15 protein-coding genes are annotated in these 14,445 nt (G+C 72.6%); 9 read left to right on the top strand and 6 right to left on the bottom strand.

All coding sequences use genetic code 11. The features are described from left to right. The 4 genes from lgt to QE401_RS04220 all read left to right on the top strand — a co-directional run bounded on the left by lgt (nucleotide 1) and on the right by QE401_RS04220 (nucleotide 3,756). On the top strand, nucleotides 1-798 hold the full coding sequence (gene lgt / locus QE401_RS04235) for a prolipoprotein diacylglyceryl transferase (RefSeq protein ID WP_307137021.1): 798 nt from the start codon (nucleotides 1-3) through the stop codon (nucleotides 796-798). 97 nt (nucleotides 799-895) lie between these two features. Continuing rightward, nucleotides 896-1,897, top strand: a complete 1,002-nt coding sequence (locus tag QE401_RS04230; RefSeq protein WP_307137020.1) for a class I SAM-dependent methyltransferase — start codon at nucleotides 896-898, stop codon at nucleotides 1,895-1,897. Beyond that, nucleotides 1,894-2,676, top strand: a complete 783-nt coding sequence (pgeF, locus tag QE401_RS04225; protein WP_307137019.1) for a peptidoglycan editing factor PgeF — start codon at nucleotides 1,894-1,896, stop codon at nucleotides 2,674-2,676. Before QE401_RS04230 ends, pgeF begins: the two co-directional genes overlap by 4 nt. 75 nt (nucleotides 2,677-2,751) lie before the next feature. Beyond that, a complete protein-coding gene (locus QE401_RS04220; RefSeq protein ID WP_307137018.1) occupies nucleotides 2,752-3,756 on the top strand; it encodes a hypothetical protein in 1,005 nt (334 codons plus the stop codon). A 109-nt stretch (nucleotides 3,757-3,865) separates the two neighbouring features. Here the strand turns inward: QE401_RS04220 and zigA are convergent, their stop codons facing one another. Both zigA and QE401_RS04210 read right to left on the bottom strand, forming a co-directional pair. Further along, a complete protein-coding gene (zigA, locus tag QE401_RS04215; RefSeq protein ID WP_307137017.1) occupies nucleotides 3,866-5,068 on the bottom strand; it encodes a zinc metallochaperone GTPase ZigA in 1,203 nt (400 codons plus the stop codon). Next, nucleotides 5,065-5,700, bottom strand: coding sequence for a DUF1826 domain-containing protein (locus QE401_RS04210; protein ID WP_307137016.1), 636 nt, complete (start codon nucleotides 5,698-5,700; stop codon nucleotides 5,065-5,067). Before QE401_RS04210 ends, zigA begins: the two co-directional genes overlap by 4 nt. A gap of 199 nt (nucleotides 5,701-5,899) precedes the next feature. Between QE401_RS04210 and QE401_RS04205 the strand changes: the two genes are divergently transcribed. From QE401_RS04205 to QE401_RS04190, 4 genes are all read left to right on the top strand, one after another. Next, a complete protein-coding gene (locus QE401_RS04205; RefSeq protein ID WP_307137015.1) occupies nucleotides 5,900-6,832 on the top strand; it encodes a ribose-phosphate pyrophosphokinase in 933 nt (310 codons plus the stop codon). A gap of 10 nt (nucleotides 6,833-6,842) precedes the next feature. Further along, nucleotides 6,843-7,313 carry a GNAT family N-acetyltransferase gene (locus tag QE401_RS04200; RefSeq protein WP_307137014.1) on the top strand — a complete coding sequence of 157 codons (471 nt, stop codon included), beginning with the start codon at nucleotides 6,843-6,845 and terminating at the stop codon, nucleotides 7,311-7,313. Nucleotides 7,314-7,520: 207 nt separating this feature from the next. After that, nucleotides 7,521-8,141 carry a glutathione S-transferase family protein gene (locus QE401_RS04195; protein ID WP_307137013.1) on the top strand — a complete coding sequence of 207 codons (621 nt, stop codon included), beginning with the start codon at nucleotides 7,521-7,523 and terminating at the stop codon, nucleotides 8,139-8,141. Then, nucleotides 8,141-8,719, top strand: coding sequence for a histidine phosphatase family protein (locus QE401_RS04190; RefSeq protein ID WP_307137012.1), 579 nt, complete (start codon nucleotides 8,141-8,143; stop codon nucleotides 8,717-8,719). The genes QE401_RS04195 and QE401_RS04190 overlap by 1 nt, the downstream gene beginning before the upstream one ends. A gap of 43 nt (nucleotides 8,720-8,762) precedes the next feature. Here QE401_RS04190 and QE401_RS04185 read toward each other — a convergent pair whose 3' ends face one another. Next, complete coding sequence (locus QE401_RS04185) at nucleotides 8,763-9,701, bottom strand: FkbM family methyltransferase (RefSeq protein WP_307137011.1); 939 nt, start codon at nucleotides 9,699-9,701, stop codon at nucleotides 8,763-8,765. Between the two features lie 169 nt (nucleotides 9,702-9,870). Then, on the bottom strand, nucleotides 9,871-10,494 hold the full coding sequence (locus QE401_RS04180) for a hypothetical protein (protein ID WP_307137010.1): 624 nt from the start codon (nucleotides 10,492-10,494) through the stop codon (nucleotides 9,871-9,873). Nucleotides 10,495-10,665: 171 nt separating this feature from the next. Between QE401_RS04180 and QE401_RS04175 the strand changes: the two genes are divergently transcribed. Beyond that, the gene (locus tag QE401_RS04175; RefSeq protein ID WP_307137009.1) at nucleotides 10,666-11,514 is read left to right on the top strand and encodes a hypothetical protein; all 849 of its coding nucleotides are present in this window, start codon (nucleotides 10,666-10,668) and stop codon (nucleotides 11,512-11,514) included. A gap of 11 nt (nucleotides 11,515-11,525) precedes the next feature. Here QE401_RS04175 and QE401_RS04170 read toward each other — a convergent pair whose 3' ends face one another. Continuing rightward, nucleotides 11,526-11,831, bottom strand: a complete 306-nt coding sequence (locus QE401_RS04170; protein ID WP_307137008.1) for a YciI family protein — start codon at nucleotides 11,829-11,831, stop codon at nucleotides 11,526-11,528. A gap of 911 nt (nucleotides 11,832-12,742) precedes the next feature. Further along, on the bottom strand, nucleotides 12,743-14,284 hold the full coding sequence (locus QE401_RS04165) for an acetolactate synthase large subunit (protein WP_307137007.1): 1,542 nt from the start codon (nucleotides 14,282-14,284) through the stop codon (nucleotides 12,743-12,745). Between the last annotated feature and the right edge of the window lie 161 nt (nucleotides 14,285-14,445).

The raw sequence follows: 14,445 nt of genomic DNA, 5'->3' as shown, positions 1-14,445 counted from the left end.
ATGTTCTTCGCCATCCCCTTCCCGGCGATCGACCCGGTGCTGGTCGAGATCGGGCCGTTTGCCATCCGCTGGTACGCGCTGGCCTATATCGCCGGCATCCTGATCGGCTGGCGGCTGATGCGGCGGCTGGCGGCGCTGCCGCCGGTGGCCGCCAGCGCCGAGCAGGTGGATGATTTCGTCACCTGGGCGGTGCTGGGCGTCATCCTGGGCGGGCGGCTCGGCTATGTGCTGTTCTACCAGCCCGACCACTATCTGAGCGCGCCCTGGGAGGCGCTGTATGTCTGGAAGGGCGGCATGTCCTTCCATGGCGGGGCGGCGGGGGTGATCCTGGCGCTGATCCTGTTCTGCCGCCGCCAGGGGCTGTCGATCCGCCGCTTCGGCGACCGGCTGACGGCGGTGGTGCCGGTCGGGCTGTTCTTCGGGCGGCTGGCCAATTTCATCAATGGCGAGCTGTGGGGCCGGGTGACCGACGTGCCCTGGGCGATGGTCTTCCCGCATGGCGGGCCGGAGCCGCGCCATCCCAGCCAGCTCTACCAGGCGGCGATGGAGGGGCTCTGCCTGTTCATCCTGCTGCAGGTGCTGGTGCGCATCCCGGCCTTGCGGGAGCGCGAGGGCTTTGTCGCCGGCGCCTTCCTGGCCGGCTATGGCGTGGCGCGCATCATTGGCGAGGTGTTCCGCCAGCCGGATGCGCAGCTGGGCTTCCTGTGGGGCGGCGCGACGATGGGGCAGCTGCTGTCGATCCCGATGGTGCTGGTGGGCGTGGCGCTGATGGCCATGGCCCGCCCCCGCCCCGCATGAGGGATGCCCACGCCGCCGGGCGCCAGCGGCGCCCGGCCCTGACAGAAAGAAGAAGGGGGTCCGGGGGAATTCATTCCCCCGGCCTTTTCGGCTTCTGATGCCCGAGCGCCTGGATCATTTCATGGCCCGCGCGGCGGCGGCCTATTATGCCGGCCGCGACCCGTTCGGCGCGCGGGGCGATTTCATCACCGCCCCGGAGATCAGCCAGGCCTTTGGCGAGTGCCTGGGGCTCTGGGCCGCGATCGCCTGGCAGGTGATGGGCAAGCCTGCCCCGGTCCTGCTGGTGGAGCTCGGCCCCGGGCGCGGCACGCTGATGGCGGATGCGCTGCGGGCGATCGCGCAGGTGGTCCCCGATTTCCGCGCCGCGCTGCGGCTGCATCTGGTGGAGCAGAGCCCGGCGCTGCGCGCCCGGCAGGCCGAGCTTCTGGCCGGGGCCGAGCCGGTCTGGCATGACCGGGTGGAGGACCTCCCCCCCGGCCCGGCGCTGGTGCTGGCGAATGAGTTCCTGGACGCGCTGCCGATCCGCCAGTTCGAGCGCCGGGGCGGCGCCTGGCTGGAGCGGCATGTCGAGGCCGGCGCTTTTGTTCCGGTGCCTGTTTCCGACGATGCCCCGCCTTTGCCCGGCGGCGCGCCGGAGGGTGCCATCCAGGAGGTGTGCGAGCCGGCCCGCGTCCTCGCCGCGCATCTCGGCGCCCGGCTGGCGGCGCAGGGCGGCGCGGCGCTGTTCGTCGATTACGGACCCGCCCGCAGCGGCTTCGGCGATTCGCTGCAGGCGCTCAGCGCGCATGGCGCGGCCGATCCGCTGGGCGCGCCGGGGGCGGCGGACATCACCGCGCATGTCGATTTCCAGGCGGTGGCCGAGGCCGGCATCGCCGCCGGCGCCACCGCCCAGGGGCCGGTGCCGCAGGGTATCTTCCTGCAATCGCTGGGTCTGGTGACGCGCGCGGCGATGCTGGCGCGCGCCCGGCCGTCCGGCGCCGGGATGCAGCTTTCCGCCGCGCAGCGCCTGATCGCCCCGGAAGGGATGGGGCGGCTGTTCAAGGCGCTGGCGCTTTGCCACCCTGCCCTGCCCACCCTGCCGGGGTTCGAGACCGCATGACCGCCGAATACATCTCCGCCGCGCCGCTGATCACCCTGCCGCATGGCTTCTTCACCCGCCGCGGCGGGGTGTCGCGCGGCGGCTTCGCCACGCTGAACTGCTCGCTCTCCGGCCAGGACGAGCCGCAGGCCGTCGCCACCAACCGGGCGCGCGCGATGCGGGCGCTGGGGCTGCCGGAGGCGGCCCTGTCCGGCGCGCACCAGGTGCATGGCGCGGCGGTCGCGACGCTGACCGAGCCGGTGCCGCAGGAGGCGCGGCCGCAGGCCGATGCGCTGGTGACCAACCGGCCGGGCCTGCCGCTCGGCATCGTCACCGCCGATTGCGCGCCGGTGCTGTTCGCCGACGCGGCCGCCGGGGTGGTGGGCGCCGCCCATGCCGGCTGGCGCGGCGCGGTGGCGGGGGTGCTGGAGGCGACGCTGGAGGCCATGGAGGCGCTGGGCGCCACCCGCGCCGGCATCGCCGCCGTGGTCGGCCCCTGCATCCGCCAGGATTCCTACGAGGTCGGCGCCGATCTGCGCGACGCGGTGCTGGCGCGCGACGCGACCGATGCCCGCTTCTTCGGCGACGGCAAGCGCGAGGGGCATTGGCAGTTCGACCTGCCGGGCTATTGCGCGGCGCGGCTGAAGGCAGCCGGCGCCGGGCGGGTCGGCGTGCTGCCGCTCGACACCTATGCGGATCCGGCGCGCTTCTTCAGCCATCGTCGCCGCACCGTGAATGGCGAAGGGCCGATCGGGCACCAGCTTTCTGCCATCGCCCTGCCCCTTCCGCCATCCGGCTGAGGGCGCGGGCCATGCCCTATATGGTGATGCTGCTCGTGCTGATGATGCTGACCTTGCTGGTGTCCTGTTTTGCCCTTGTCTGACCGCGCGCGCCGGCTGCTGCCGGCCCTGCTGCTGCTGGCGCTGTCCGCCTGCGGCAGCGTCTATCCCTTCTGGGGCAATCCGGGCGGCGATGCCCGGCGCCTGGCCCAGCCCCCGGCCTACCGGATCGCCATCGCCTATCCCGCCCAGGCCCTGCTGACCGATGCCGGGGCGGAGCGCTTCGCCGACAGCCTGGCCGATTCGCTGCGGGTGGCCGAGGTGCCGGCAGTGGCCGTGCCCACCCCCTGGCCGCTGGACTGGCCGCTGCGGGTGACCGCCGAGCGGCGCGGCGAGAGCGTGGTGCCGCGCTACGCCCTGCTGGATGCCGATGGCACCGTGCTGGGCGAGGCCGAGGGCCGCCCGGTGCCGCTGCGCGGCTGGGGCCAGGAGGATGACGCGCTGTTCAAGGAGGTCGCGCAGCGCGACGCCCCGGCGGTGGCCAAGCTGCTGGAGCAGGTGGAGGCCGCCCGCAAGGCGAGCGACCCGCGCGCGCTGGCCGGCCAGGGGCCGCTGCGCATCCGGCTGGCCGGGGTGCGCGGCGCGCCGGGCGACGGCAATCGCAGCCTGAATGAGCGGATGCGCGACCATCTGAACCGCCTCGGCTACCTGCCGCAGGACCAGGCGGATGGCGCCACCTATGCGGTGCAAGGCGTGGTGGAGGCGGTGAGCCAGCCCAACAACACCCAGCGCATCGAGCTGCAATGGATCGTCACCCGCCGCGACGGCTTCGAGCTGGGCCGGGTGGTGCAAATCAACGAGGTGCCGCGCGGCACGCTGAACGGGCTGTGGGGCGATGTCGCCTATGTCGCGGCCGAGCAGGCGGCGAATGGCATCCAGGAGGTGATCCGCAACGCCGTGCAGCCGCCCGAGGCGGCGCCCGGCGAGCCGCCGCCGACCCTGCCGCAGGCGGGAGCTTCCCCAGCGGGCGCGGCGCAGCCGGCGGCCCAGCCGGGCGCCGGCCGCCCCGGCGCGGCGCCGGCGGCCGCGCGGCCGCGCTGACGCCAGCTGCCCGGGCGGGCGCCGCCCCGCCGGGCCTTTGGGCGCCAGGCGACGGCGCCGCCCTCCTGACGGTCTGCCCGCCCCGCCGGGCGGGCGGCCGGGCCGGCCGCTAGCGCGACCAGGCCGGGAACGGATCCGGCAGCCGGGCCCAGAAGCGTGGCCCCTGGCGCAACTCGGCCTCGGTGAGCAGGCAGGCATCGAGCTGGCGGCGCAGCGCCGCCTCCTCCAGGCCGATGCCGATGAAGACCAGCTCCTGCCGGCGGTCGCCCCAGGGCTCCTGCCACAGGCGCCTGACGCCGGCGCGCCAGTCCGGGTCGTCCGGCCAGCGCTCCGGGCCCACCGCCGCCCACCAGAAGCCGGCGGCCTCGTGCCGGCCGACGCTGCCGGCCAGCTGCCAGGACCCCGCCCACTCCATCCGGCTGGCCAGCCAGAAGAAACCCTTGGCGCGCACCACGCCGGGCAGGTCGCTTTCGATGAAGGCCTTGAAGCGCGCCGGGTGCAGGGGCCGGCGGGCGCGCCAGACGAAGCTCGACAGGCCGAATTCCTCGGATTCCGGCAGATGCTCCCCGGACAGCGCCTGCGCCCAGCCGGCGGCCTGGCTGGCGCGGGCGAAGTCGAAGCGGCCGGTGCCCAGCACTTTCTCCAATGGCACCCGGCCCTGCTCGGCCTCGACGATCTCGGCCCTGGAGTTCAGCGCGCGCAGCAGGGCGATGGCCTGGGCGCGGCCCCCGGGTGGCACCAGGTCCAGCTTGTTCAGCACCAGGATGTCGGCGAATTCCACCTGCTCCACCAGCAGGTCGACCAGCAGGCGGCCATCCTCCGGCCCCGCCACCTCGCCGCGCTGGCGAAGGGACTCGGCGCTGGCATAGTCGCGCGGGAAGGCGCTGGCATCGACCACCGTCACCATGGTGTCGAGCCGCGCCAGGTCGGACAGCGAATGCCCGTCCTCGTCGCGGAAATCGAAGGTGGCGGCGACCGGCATGGGCTCGGCGATGCCGGTGCTCTCGATCAGCAGCGCATCGAAGCGCCCCTCGGCGGCCAGCCTGGCCACCTCCTGCATCAGGTCCTCGCGCAAGGTGCAGCAGATGCAGCCATTGGTCATCTCCACCAGCTTTTCCTCGGTGCGCGACAGGCGGCCGCCCTGCTCCACCAGGGCGGCGTCGATATTCACCTCCGACATGTCGTTGACGATGACGGCGACGCGCCGCCCCTCCCGGTTGGCCAGGATATGGTTCAGCAGCGTCGTCTTGCCGGCGCCGAGGAAGCCGGACAGCACGGTGACGGGCAGCCGGGCATCGGCGGCCAGGGTCATGGCAAGGGATTCCTTCCCGGTTCGTCGAGGCAGAGCAGCAGCCGCCCGCCCGCCGCGGCGGGGGGCGAGCGGTGGATCAGGCCGCGCCCGGCCTGGCCGGGATGGCCCTCCCCCTTCATCAGCAGCACGGTGCCGGCCGCCGCCTGCTCGGGCGGCGGGGGCGGCTCGGGCAGGGCGCGCGCGGCGCGGGCGCCGCCGGGCAGGGCCAGCCATTGCGTGCCCGGCCCGTGATAGGTGCAGAGCAGGCGCAGCCCGACCGCATCGGCATGGAAGCGTGGGCAAGCCGGCGCCGCCTGCGACTCCAGCCGCAGCCGCAGCCGCGCCACCCCGGCGATGCCGGCGAAGACCAGCGCCAAAGCGTGGATGTCGTGCAGCAGCGCGGGCGCCGCCCTTGGCAGGGCCTCGCCCAGGCGCCGCGCCAATTCCTCGGGCGCCGCCTCGGCCAGCACCTCGAAGGGATGCGCGGCCAGGGTAGCGGCCTCGCGCCGCAGCGGCGGCGGCAGGGGGCGCGGCCAGAGGGCGAGTTGCGCCTCCGGCCGCAGGATTTCCATCAGCGCATCCGGCCAGGCCCCGGCGATCACGCAGGGGCCAAGCGGTGGCGGCGCCAGCCAGGCTTCGCTCAGCAGAACCATACAAATGTTATGTTATAAGGTATCATTATCCGCAAGCGGCGCGTCACCGCAGGCCGGAATCGCGGCCGCCGCATGGCCCTGGTGGTGCTGCACGATGGACATACCACCGTCACGTTGCTACCACGCGCGCGTTCCCGCCGGGCGGTTTTTGCCCAGCCCGACTTCGCCCAGGGTCCCGCTGCCCGGAGATGCCGCCTCCATGAAGATCGTCGCCTGCAACAGCAACCGCCCCCTCGCCGAGGCGGTGGCCGCCGCGCTGAACCTGCCGCTGACGCAGGCCTCCATCCGCCGCTTCGCCGACATGGAAGTCTTCGTGGAGATCCACGAGAACATCCGCGGCGAGGATGTGTTCGTGGTGCAGAGCACCTCCTACCCGGCGAATGACAATCTGATGGAGCTGCTGATCACGCTGGATGCGCTGAAGCGCAGCTCGGCGCGGCGCATCACCGCGGTCATTCCCTATTTCGGCTATGCCCGCCAGGACCGTAAGTCCGGCCCGCGCACGCCGATCTCCGCCAAGCTGGTGGCCAATCTGATCACCGAGGCCGGCGCCGACCGCGTGCTGACCCTCGACCTGCATGCCGGCCAGATCCAGGGCTTCTTCGACATCCCCGTCGACAACCTGTTCGCGGCCCCGCTCTTCGCCCGCGACATCCTGGAGCGCTACAAGGGCCGCGACCTGATGGTCGTCTCCCCCGATGTCGGCGGCGTCGTCCGCGCCCGCGCCATCGCCGCGCGGCTGCACACCGACCTCGCCATCATCGACAAGCGCCGCCCGCGCGCCGGCGTCTCCGAGGTGATGAACGTCATCGGCGATGTCGAGGGCCGCGACTGCATCCTGGTCGACGACATCGTCGATTCCGGCGGCACGCTGTGCAACGCGGCCGAGGCGCTGCTGAAGAACGGCGCCCGCTCGGCCTCGGTCTACGTCACCCATGGCGTGTTCTCGGGCGGCGCCGTGGCCCGCATCGGCGCCGCGCCGATCGAGCAGATGGTGGTCACCGACAGCATCCAGGCGACCGAGGCGGTGCGCGTCTCCTCCAACATCCGGCAGCTGACCATCGCGCCGCTGCTGGCCGAGGCGGTGCGCCGCATCTCCGAGGAAAGCTCGGTCTCCACCCTGTTCAACTGAGGATCCGCGCATGGGCTTCCTGATCCGTCCCGCCCGGGATGCGGACCGGGAGGCCCTGCTCGCGCAGACCCTCGGCCTGAACCGCTTCGAGCACGCCATCGCCGGCGACCGCCGCACCGATGAGGAGGGCGCGCGCGAGACGCTGGACCATGTGCTGGGCCGCATCGCCGACAGCCAGGGCCACGCCGTGGTGGCGGAGGCGGATGGCGCCGTGGTCGGGCATCTGTTCCTGACCTTCGGCCAGCATCTGCCCTTCGTGGCCGAGCGCGAGCATGGCTATGTCGCCGATCTCTTCGTGCGCGAGAGCCATCGCGGCCACGGAATCGGCCGCGCCTTGCTGGCGGAGGCCGAGCGCCTGACCAAGGCGCGCGGGCTGAAGCGCCTGCTGATCGGGGTTCTGGCGGGGAATGACGGGGCGGAAGCGACCTACAAGCGCTTCGGCTTCGCGCATTATGCGCATGAGATGATCAAGAAAATCTAAGTCATCTTCTTTTTCTGAAGAAAAAGAAGCAAAAAGACTTTTTCAGTTTAGCGTCCCGCTTATGGCCTGAGGCGGGACGCCAACGGACAAAAGTTTTTTGGTTCTTTTTTCCAAAAAAGAACCCTTCTGGAAGGGCTTGCACGCCTCCTGCCGCGCGTCGATCCTCCCTCCCCGACGGCCATCCGGCCTGGAGATTGGGACAACGCCATGAAGCTCTACTACTCGCCCGGCGCCTGCTCGCTCGGCATTCATGTCCTGCTGGAAGAGATCGGCAAGCCCTTCGAGGCGGTGCGCTCCCCCATCAAGGAGGGTGCGCTGCAGACGCCGGAATTCCAGGCGCTGAACCCCAAGGGCAAGGTGCCCACCCTGGTGCGCGACGATGGCTCGGTGCTGACGCAGTACACCGCCATCGCCTTCTGGCTGGCCTCGACCAACCCCGGCGCCAAGCTGCTCCCGGCCGATGCCGAGGGCCAGGCGCGGGCGCTGGAGATCGTCGACTACGCCACCGGCACCATCCACCCGCAGGGCTTTTCCCGCCTGTTCAACCAGGCCCGCTTCGCCCCCAGCGAGGCCGACCACGCGGCGGTGAAGCAGCAGGGCTGGGATCTGGCGGCCAAGGGCTTCGCCACCGTGGACCAGCAATGGCAGGGCGGCGACTGGGCGCTGGCCTCGGGCTATTCCATCGCCGATTCGGCGCTGTTCTTCGTGGAGTTCTGGGCGGCGAAGCGCATGGCCATGAAGCTGCCGCCCAAGGTGCAGGCGCATTTCGAGCGCATGCTGGCCCGCCCCGCGGTGCAGCGCGCCATGGCCAGCGAGGGTCTGGCCTGATGGCCGCGGCCGCCCCGCTCACCCGCAAGCCCTTCTGGTTCCTCCGCCATGGCGAGACGGACTGGAATGCGCGCGGCCTGTCCCAGGGCAATGTCGACATCCCGCTGAACGAGGTCGGCATCGCCCAGGCGGAGCGGGCGGCCCGCGCCCTGGCGGGCCGCGAGATCGCGACCATCATCGCCTCCCCGCTCAGCCGCGCCCGCCACACGGCGGAGGCGGCGGCCCGCCTGCTGGGGCGCGAGGTCGCGATCCATGACGCGCTGCGCGAGGTCTCCTTCGGCGTGCAGGAAGGCCAGCCCATGGCCGGCTGGTTCGACGACTGGGTCGAGGGCCGCTTCACCCCCGAGGGCGCCGAAAGCTTCTCCGAGCTGCGCGCCCGCACGGTGGGCGCGATCAATTTCTGCCTGGAGCAGCCGGGGCCGGTGCTGGTGGTGGCGCATGGCGCGCTGTGGCGCGCCTTCCGGGCGGAGGCCGGGCTGCCGGCCAATGTCCGCACCCCCAACGCCCTGCCGATGTGGGTGACGCCGCCCGCCCCGGGCGAGACCGCCTGGCGCTTCGAGCCGCTGGCACTGGACTGAACGCCGCGCGGCGCCGCCCCGGCCGGGCGGCGCCGGCTGCGGCTCAGGCGGCGGGCGCCTCGCGCGCCACCAGCAGGTTGGTCAGGCCGGTCTCGGCGCCGGCCACCCAGTCCCAGCTGCGCGCCTCCAGCTGGCCGCGCCCGTCGATCTTCCACACCTGCAGGCCGAGCGCCTGCAGTTGCGCCGCCACCTCCGGCGCCTTCACCCCGCCCCGCGCCAGCAGCGCCGGCGAGAATTCCATGATCATGCGCAGATCTGGCGAACGCTCCAGCAGCCCCGCCATGCCGCGCAGCGCGCGGCCCTCATAGCCCTCGATATCCATCTTGATGACGTCGACATGGAAGGAGGGGTCGGGGAAGAACTGGTCCAGCGCGACCATCTTCACCATCAGCCGCTCCGCCTTGGCGGGGCCGCGGCCGGGATGGATGTTGCCGCCGCCGGCGCTTTTCGGGTTGAAGGTCAGCTCCGCCTCGCCCGGCACGTCGCCCACTGCCACCGGATGCAGCTTGGCCCAGCTATAGGCATTGGCGGCGAGCGAGGCGGCGGCCAGCTCCGCCAGGCGCGGATTCGGCTCGAAGGCGTGCACCTGGCCGGTGGGGCCGGTCGCCTGCGCCGCCTGCAGCGCGTAGATCCCGTGATTGGCGCCGATATCCAGCACATGGTCGCCCGGCCGCACCAGCCGGCGGAACAGCGCCATGGTCTGGCTCTCCCACCGCCCCTGGGCCAGCAGATGCACGCCGATGTCGCGGCTCAGCGTGTCGACATAGATGCGCTGGCCGCTTTCCAGGAAGGTCAGCGCCGTGTGGTCGCCCAGATAGACCGCCTGGGCATGCACCAGCCGGGCGGTGCGGTTCTGCAGCGTGGTGCCGATCTCCTCCAGCCGCTGGGTCATCCGGTCCAGCTTGCGGGTCAGCAGCGCCTCCATGCGGTCGAGCCGCTCCTCCAGCTGCGCGATCCGATCCACCTGCTCGTCCTCGACCATCATCCACCCCCGGAAGGGCGCGCCGGCCACGCCCTGCGGCCGGTGGCGCCGCGGCGATGCTAGGGGGGAAGCACGGGACTTCGCAACGCGGCCGCAACGGCAGGGGCATGACAAAGGGCGGCGGACCCACAAGGCCCGCCGCCCCCCCGCTCAGTGGCCAGACCGCGCCTCAGCGCGGGGTCTGGTCGGGGCGCTGGTCGGGCCGCACGGTGCGCTGCTCCAGCGAGGGCCCCTCGGTCGGGCTGTTGGAGGAAGGGCCAGGGGCCTGGTTGTGCTGGCTCTGCGGCACCTGGGCGGAATTGCCGGCATTCGGATGCGGCGTGCTGTTGTGCAGGCCGCTGTTGTTGCCGCTGCCGCTCTGCGCCTCGGAGCCGCGCAGCGTGCCGGCGGTGCCGCCGGTGGTGCCCTGCGGCCCGGCGCCCGGGCTGCTGCCGCCACCCGTGCTGTTCTGCGCCTGGGCGCCCACCGCGCGCTCCGCCGCCGTGCCGGGCGGGTTGTTGCGGGTGCCGTCGGCATTCTGCGGATAGGCGCCCGACAGGTTGGTGCCGGCGGCGCGGTCGAGGGCGCGGGTGGCGGCGGTGCCGGGCGGGTTCTGCGCCGTGCCGTCCGCCTGCTCCGGATAGGCGCCGGAGACATTGGTGCCGGCGGCGCGGTCCAGCGCCCGGGTGGCGGCGTTGTTCTGCAGGCTGGTCTCGGCCCCGTCGCGGCGCGGCGCGGGGTCGGCGCTCTGCGCCAGGGCGGCGGCCGGGCCCATCGTCACGGCCAGCAGCATCAGCGTGGTCGTCGCGCGCATGGCGGTTTTTCCTCTGTTCGTGTCGTGCAGGGAAAACCGCGGCCGCCGCAGGGGGTTGCTGCCCTGGCGGAGCTGTCAGGCCCGGCCCGGCCGGGCGGCCCGCCTGGCCTGCCCTGCCGGAACCCCGCCCCCCGGCGCCGCCCGCCCTGCCCCGACGCGCCGGAAACCGCTATGCTGGCCCTTGTCATGACCGCCCCGCCCGCCCCCGCCGCCCCGCCCCCGGCGGTTGTCTATGAGGATGACGAGATCCAGGTGCTGCACCGCCCGGGCGGCTCGGCCTGCACGCTGGTCAGCTTCGCCGGCCGGCAGAAACTGGCGGAGGGCCAGCTGTTCTGGAACCAGGAGCAGGCGGCGCGGCTCGACCTCGACACGCTGGGCTTCGTGGCGAAGCGGCCGAACTGGTACCCGACCCCCTCCATGGCGCGCGCCGCGGCGGCGGTGGCGGCGCTGGGGCGGCCGGTGCGGCTCGGCTATGGGCTTGGCATGGGCGGTTTCGCCGTGCTGAAGCATGGCCGGCGGCTCGGCCTGCAACGGGCGCTGGCGATCGGTCCGCAATACTCCATAGCCCCCGACATCGCCCCCTGGGAGACGCGGCTGGCCAGTTTCCACCGCCCTGCCCTGCATCCCGACATGTGGATCCACCGGCGCGACCTGCCTTCCTGGTCGGCCGCCGTGCTCGACCCCTGGGACGCGCCGGAGCGCGGCCATGCGGCGGCGTTGGCGGCGCTCGGCACCCGCATCGTCGCGGCGCCCTTCCTGGCGCAGCGCGTCTCCGTGCTGTTCGGCGGGCGGCTGCAGGAGGTGCTGGCGCCGCTCGAGGCCGGCGACGCGCCCGGGCTGCGGCATTTGCTGCGCCGGCGGCGGCGCGGCTCGGTCACCTGGTATCGCCGGCTGGCGGAGCTGGCGGCGGCGCATGGGCATGACGCCCTGGCGGCCCGGCTGCAGCAGCGCGCCCTGGCGCTGCAGGCGCGCCTCAGCCCGGACCGGCCGCCGCAGCCGCAGCCCGGCGCGGCGGCCTGACGCCGCGCCGCTCAGCGCGGCGGCAGATGCGATTGCCGGTCGAAATAGGCCTTGCGCCAGCGGGTGACCTGCACCCGCTCGAACAGCCCGGCCTTGCTGAAGGGATCGGCGGCGATGAAGGCCTCGGCGGCCTCGCGCGTCTCGACATCGATGATGTAGACGCCGCCGCCGGCATCGCTGCCGTCATCCTTCAGCTTGGCGCCACAGGCCAGCAGAAGCTGAACCTGCGAATCCAGCCATGCCAGATGCTCGGCGCGCGTCGCCTGGCGCAGCGCCAGGCTGTCCGGCCTGTCGAAGGTCTCGATGATGTAGGGCATGGGGGTTTCCTCCGTTGCTTCTGGCTGGCCGAGCCTAGCCGAGCGACGGGTCCGCGCCAGCCCTTCCCGGAGGAAGGGGGCGCGGGCCGGGGTTTGCACGCCCTGCCCGCGTGCAAAATCAGTCTACCGGCGGCGTCCCCCTTCAGGTGCCGCGCGGCTGATCGGATGGTTCGCGACATCCGATCCCCCGGCCCGCTCCCGGTCCTGGCCTCCCCTGCAGGCCATGACCGGTTCCCGCTGCTGTCGAGACCAGACGGAACCCGGGGAGAATGCGGGATCCGGGAACGCGGTGGGACGGTAGTGAACCGCGTTTCCGTCTGGGCTCGCTGCAACTGCGAGTTATTCGCAATTAATAGCAGCCCCCTCCGCCCGTCAATCGTTTTCGGACCTGTGCCGTCCTCTTTTTTCGGGCTGCCGCCGTCCGGTGGGGAGGCGGGACGCGGCGGAGGCGGGAATCTCCCTTGGAAACATAGGGATAGGGTCGGGGGCCGCGCTGCCCAGAGCGGCCGGCCACCCCAGCGTTTTTTTGTCAGGCTGCCGCCATCTCCCGGCCAGGCGGGACGCGGCGGCCCAGCGTCCCCTGGCCGGCGGGGCCGGAGCGGCAGGATGCCATGCAGCGCCCCTCGTCCCGGCCCTGACCGGCAGCCGAAAAAAAAGCCGGAGCGGAGGGGTGCCGTGCAGCACCTCCCGTCCCGGCCCTGACCGGCAGCCGAAAAAAAAGCCGGAGCGGAGGGGTGCCGTGCAGCACCTCCCGTCCCGGCCCTGACCGGCAGCCGAAAGAAAGGGCCGGAGCGGAGGGGTGCCGTGCAGCACCCCCCGTCCCGGCCCTGACCGGCGGCCGAAAGAAAAGGCCGGAGCGGAGGGGTGCCGTGCGGCGCCTCCCGTCCCGGCCCTGACTGGCCGCCGAAAGACTAGATCATGAGTTCGATGAGGAAGGGGGCCTGGTGGCTGCAGGATTGCGCCAGCAGGTCGGCGCATTGCTCCAGCGTGGTGGCGCGGGCGGCCTCCACCCCCATGCCGCCGGCCAGCTTGCACCAGTCGAGGTCAGGATTGCCGAGGTCGAGCATGCTCATCGCCGTCGGGCCCGGATTGGCGCCGACACCCTGATACTCGCCCAGCAGGATCTGGTATTTGCGGTTGGCCAGCACGATGGTGGTCACCGGCAGGCGCTCCCGCGCCTGGGTCCACAGCGCCTGCAGCGTGTACATGCCGGAGCCGTCGGCCTGCAGGTTGATGACGCGGCGCTGCCCGCCGGCGCCGATCGCGGCGCCGGTGGCCAGCGGCATGCCGCAGCCGATGGCGCCACCGGTGATGTGCAGCCAGTCATGCGGCGGCGCCGCATGGGTCTCCTTGTAGAAGCCGCGGCCGAAGGAGACGCTCTCATCGGCGACGATGCCGCCCTCCGGGATCAGCGCCGCCACGGTGCGGGCCAGGCCCTCCGGCGTCGGGGCGCCCTTGCCGACCTCGGGGCGCGGGCCGGGGTCGGGGATGGCGGCCTCGGGGGCGCCGAGCTCATCCACCAGGGCGCGCAGCGCGGCCAGCCCGTCCTCCTCGTAGCGGGAGAGGACATGCACCGAGGCGGTCTCGGGGTAGTGGATGCTGGGCTTGTTCGGATAGGCGAAGAAGCCGACCGGCGCCTTGGCGTTGACCAGGATCAGGTGCTCGAAGCCCTTCAGCGCGTCGATCGCCATGTCGACGGGATAGGGCACGCGCTCCAGCTGCAGCCGGCCGCGGCCGCGCTCGACGCGGGCGTTGGACATCTCGGCCAGCACCTTCTGGCCGGTGGCCTGGGCGATGCGCCAGGCCAGCGCCTGGGCCTCGCCGCGCAGCGCCATGCCGCCCAGCAGGATCAGCACGTTCTTCTTCTCGCGCAGCGTGCGGGCGGCAACACGCACCGCATGCGGGTCGGGCGCGGGGATGGCCGGCACCGGCAGCGCCTCGGCCGGGGCGCCGCCCTCGTTCCAGGCGGTGTCGGCGGGCAGGATCAGGGTGGCGATCTGCCCCGGCGCGGTGCGCGCCGCCTGCACCGCCACGGCGGCATCGGCGCCGACGCGCTTCGCATCGGTCGCGGTGCGCACCCAGGCGGAGACCGGGCGGGCCCAGCCCTCGGTGTCGGCGGTCAGCTGCGCGTCATAGGGGCGGTGATAGGTCGCCTGGTCGCCCACGACATTGACGATGCCGCTGCGGGCGCGGCGGGCATTGTGCAGGTTGGCCAGGCCGTTCGCCAGGCCGGGGCCGCAATGCAGCAGGGTGGCCGCCGGCTTCTCCGCCATGCGCCAATAGCCATCGGCCATGCCGGTGACGATGTTCTCCTGCAGCCCCAGCACGCAGCGCATGCCGGGAATCCGGTCCAGCGCGGCGACGAAATGCATCTCGCTGGTGCCGGGATTGGCGAAACAGGTGTCGACCCCGCTCTTCAGCAGGGTGTGCACAAGGCTTTCGGCTCCGTTCACCGGCGTCTCTCCCTCACGGTCTCGGCCGCCGAGCCTGCCGCCAAAGCGGCGCGCGGCCAAGGTCATGGGTATCGCCTGGCGATGCGGCGTGCAGATAAATGCCCGCGCGCTTGTGCGCGGCCGCCCCGGCGCGGCTCGATGGACGCTGCCCCGGCCGCCGC

Origin of the sequence: Pseudoroseomonas cervicalis (assembly GCF_030818485.1) — a bacterium.
Lineage (GTDB): Bacteria > Pseudomonadota > Alphaproteobacteria > Acetobacterales > Acetobacteraceae > Pseudoroseomonas > Pseudoroseomonas cervicalis_A.
The sequence above is the reverse complement of the archived record's forward strand: the minus strand, read 5'-3'. Positions and strand labels throughout refer to the sequence as shown.

Bases quoted from the DNA above. Each gene is read 5' to 3' on its own strand.
- QE401_RS04210 (WP_307137016.1), bottom strand. From the start codon at position 5,700: ATGGTTCTGCTGAGCGAAGCCTGGCTGGCGCCGCCACCGCTTGGCCCC.
- lgt (WP_307137021.1), top strand. From the start codon at position 1: ATGTTCTTCGCCATCCCCTTCCCGGCGATCGACCCGGTGCTGGTCGAG.
- QE401_RS04175 (WP_307137009.1), top strand. From the start codon at position 10,666: ATGCTGGCCCTTGTCATGACCGCCCCGCCCGCCCCCGCCGCCCCGCCC.
- QE401_RS04205 (WP_307137015.1), top strand. From the start codon at position 5,900: ATGAAGATCGTCGCCTGCAACAGCAACCGCCCCCTCGCCGAGGCGGTG.
- QE401_RS04195 (WP_307137013.1), top strand. From the start codon at position 7,521: ATGAAGCTCTACTACTCGCCCGGCGCCTGCTCGCTCGGCATTCATGTC.
- QE401_RS04180 (WP_307137010.1), bottom strand. From the start codon at position 10,494: ATGCGCGCGACGACCACGCTGATGCTGCTGGCCGTGACGATGGGCCCG.
- QE401_RS04185 (WP_307137011.1), bottom strand. From the start codon at position 9,701: ATGGTCGAGGACGAGCAGGTGGATCGGATCGCGCAGCTGGAGGAGCGG.
- zigA (WP_307137017.1), bottom strand. From the start codon at position 5,068: ATGACCCTGGCCGCCGATGCCCGGCTGCCCGTCACCGTGCTGTCCGGC.
- QE401_RS04230 (WP_307137020.1), top strand. From the start codon at position 896: ATGCCCGAGCGCCTGGATCATTTCATGGCCCGCGCGGCGGCGGCCTAT.
- QE401_RS04170 (WP_307137008.1), bottom strand. From the start codon at position 11,831: ATGCCCTACATCATCGAGACCTTCGACAGGCCGGACAGCCTGGCGCTG.
- QE401_RS04200 (WP_307137014.1), top strand. From the start codon at position 6,843: ATGGGCTTCCTGATCCGTCCCGCCCGGGATGCGGACCGGGAGGCCCTG.
- pgeF (WP_307137019.1), top strand. From the start codon at position 1,894: ATGACCGCCGAATACATCTCCGCCGCGCCGCTGATCACCCTGCCGCAT.
- QE401_RS04190 (WP_307137012.1), top strand. From the start codon at position 8,141: ATGGCCGCGGCCGCCCCGCTCACCCGCAAGCCCTTCTGGTTCCTCCGC.